This is a genomic window from Mammaliicoccus sp. P-M59 (assembly GCF_022386135.1).
Lineage (GTDB): Bacteria > Bacillota > Bacilli > Staphylococcales > Staphylococcaceae > Mammaliicoccus > Mammaliicoccus sciuri_A.
Genome location: NZ_JAJNJJ010000021.1, coordinates 1 through 2,805, shown reverse-complemented (window position 1 = coordinate 2,805; position 2,805 = coordinate 1). Strand labels below are relative to the sequence as shown.

Annotated in this window: 1 rRNA gene; it reads left to right on the top strand. The window is 49.9% G+C overall.

The annotated features are described in order from the left end of the window. A 23S ribosomal RNA gene (locus LQ617_RS15665) occupies nucleotides 1-2,753 on the top strand; the annotation flags it as partial. Between the last annotated feature and the right edge of the window lie 52 nt (nucleotides 2,754-2,805).

Sequence of the window (2,805 nt, the reverse complement as noted above, 5' to 3'; positions counted from 1 at the left end):
GAGAAGGCACACCCGGAGAACTGAAACATCTTAGTACCCGGAGGAAGAGAAAGAAAACTCGATTCCCTGAGTAGCGGCGAGCGAAACGGGAAGAGCCCAAACCAATAGGCTTGCCTATTGGGGTTGTAGGACACTCTATACGGAGTTACAAAGGAAATGATTAGACGAATGGTTTTGGAAAAGCCAACCATAGAAGGTAAAGGTCCTGTAGTCGAAAGTCATTTCTCTCCTGAGTGGATCCTGAGTACGGCGGAACACGTGAAATTCCGTCGGAATCTGGGAGGACCATCTCCCAAGGCTAAATACTCTCTAGTGACCGATAGTGAACCAGTACCGTGAGGGAAAGGTGAAAAGCACCCCGGAAGGGGAGTGAAATAGAACCTGAAACCGTGTGCTTACAAATAGTCAGAGCCCGTTAATGGGTGATGGCGTGCCTTTTGTAGAATGAACCGGCGAGTTACGATTTGATGCAAGGTTAAGCAGTAAATGTGGAGCCGTAGCGAAAGCGAGTCTGAATAGGGCGAATGAGTATCTGGTCGTAGACCCGAAACCAAGTGATCTACCCATGTCCAGGTTGAAGTTCAGGTAACACTGAATGGAGGACCGAACCGACTTACGTTGAAAAGTGAGCGGATGAGGTGTGGGTAGCGGAGAAATTCCAATCGAACTTGGAGATAGCTGGTTCTCTCCGAAATAGCTTTAGGGCTAGCCTCAAGTGATGATTATTGGAGGTAGAGCACTGTTTGGACGAGGGGCCCCTCTCGGGTTACCGAATTCAGACAAACTCCGAATGCCAAATAATTTAACTTGGGAGTCAGACTATGGGTGATAAGGTCCGTAGTCGAAAGGGAAACAGCCCAGACCACCAGCTAAGGTCCCAAAATATATGTTAAGTGGAAAAGGATGTGGCGTTGCCCAGACAACTAGGATGTTGGCTTAGAAGCAGCCATCATTTAAAGAGTGCGTAATAGCTCACTAGTCGAGTGACACTGCGCCGAAAATGTACCGGGGCTAAACATATTACCGAAGCTGTGGATTATCCGTAAGGATAATGGTAGGAGAGCGTTCTAAACGTGTCGAAGCATGATCGTAAGGACATGTGGAATGTTTAGAAGTGAGAATGCCGGTGTGAGTAGCGAAAGATGGGTGAGAATCCCATCCACCGATTGACTAAGGTTTCCAGAGGAAGGCTCGTCCGCTCTGGGTTAGTCGGGACCTAAGCCGAGGCCGATAGGCGTAGGCGATGGATAACAGGTAGATATTCCTGTACCACCTATGATTGTTTGAACGATGGGGGGACGCAGTAGGATAGGCGAAGCGTGCTGTTGGAGTGCACGTCCAAGCAATAAGACTGAGTGTTAGGCAAATCCGGCACTCGTAAGGTTGAGTTGTGATGGGGAGTTGGATCATGTATCCGACGAGTCGTTGATTTCACACTGCCAAGAAAAGCCTCTAGTTAGAAAATAGGTGCCCGTACCGCAAACCGACACAGGTAGTCAAGATGAGAATTCTAAGGTGAGCGAGCGAACTCTCGTTAAGGAACTCGGCAAAATGACCCCGTAACTTCGGGAGAAGGGGTGCTTTTTAGGGTGCAAGCCTTGAAGAGCCGCAGTGAATAGGCCCAAGCGACTGTTTATCAAAAACACAGGTCTCTGCTAAACCGTAAGGTGATGTATAGGGGCTGACGCCTGCCCGGTGCTGGAAGGTTAAGAGGAGTGGTTAGCTTCTGCGAAGCTACGAATCGAAGCCCCAGTAAACGGCGGCCGTAACTATAACGGTCCTAAGGTAGCGAAATTCCTTGTCGGGTAAGTTCCGACCCGCACGAAAGGCGTAACGATTTGGGCACTGTCTCAACGAGAGACTCGGTGAAATCATAGTACCTGTGAAGATGCAGGTTACCCGCGACAGGACGGAAAGACCCCGTGGAGCTTTACTGTAGCCTGATATTGAAATTTGGCACAGCTTGTACAGGATAGGTAGGAGCCTTTGAAACGTGAGCGCTAGCTTACGTGGAGGCGCTGGTGGGATACTACCCTGGCTGTGTTGACTTTCTAACCCGCACCATTTGATCATGGTGGGAGACAGTGTCAGGCGGGCAGTTTGACTGGGGCGGTCGCCTCCTAAAGAGTAACGGAGGCGCTCAAAGGTTCCCTCAGAATGGTTGGAAATCATTCGCAGAGTGTAAAGGCACAAGGGAGCTTGACTGCGAGACCTACAAGTCGAGCAGGGTCGAAAGACGGACTTAGTGATCCGGTGGTTCCGCATGGAAGGGCCATCGCTCAACGGATAAAAGCTACCCCGGGGATAACAGGCTTATCTCCCCCAAGAGTTCACATCGACGGGGAGGTTTGGCACCTCGATGTCGGCTCATCGCATCCTGGGGCTGTAGTCGGTCCCAAGGGTTGGGCTGTTCGCCCATTAAAGCGGTACGCGAGCTGGGTTCAGAACGTCGTGAGACAGTTCGGTCCCTATCCGTCGTGGGCGTAGGAAATTTGAGAGGAGCTGTCCTTAGTACGAGAGGACCGGGATGGACATACCTCTGGTGTACCAGTTGTCGCGCCAGCGGCATAGCTGGGTAGCTATGTATGGACGGGATAAGTGCTGAAAGCATCTAAGCATGAAGCCCCCCTCAAGATGAGATTTCCCAACTTCGGTTATAAGATCCCTCAAAGATGATGAGGTTAATAGGTTCGGGGTGTAAGCGCAGTAATGTGTGTAGCTGACGAATACTAATCGATCGAAGACTTAATCAAATTTTAAATCGGTTTTAGCCGTAAAATCTACTTACTATCTAGTTTTGAATGT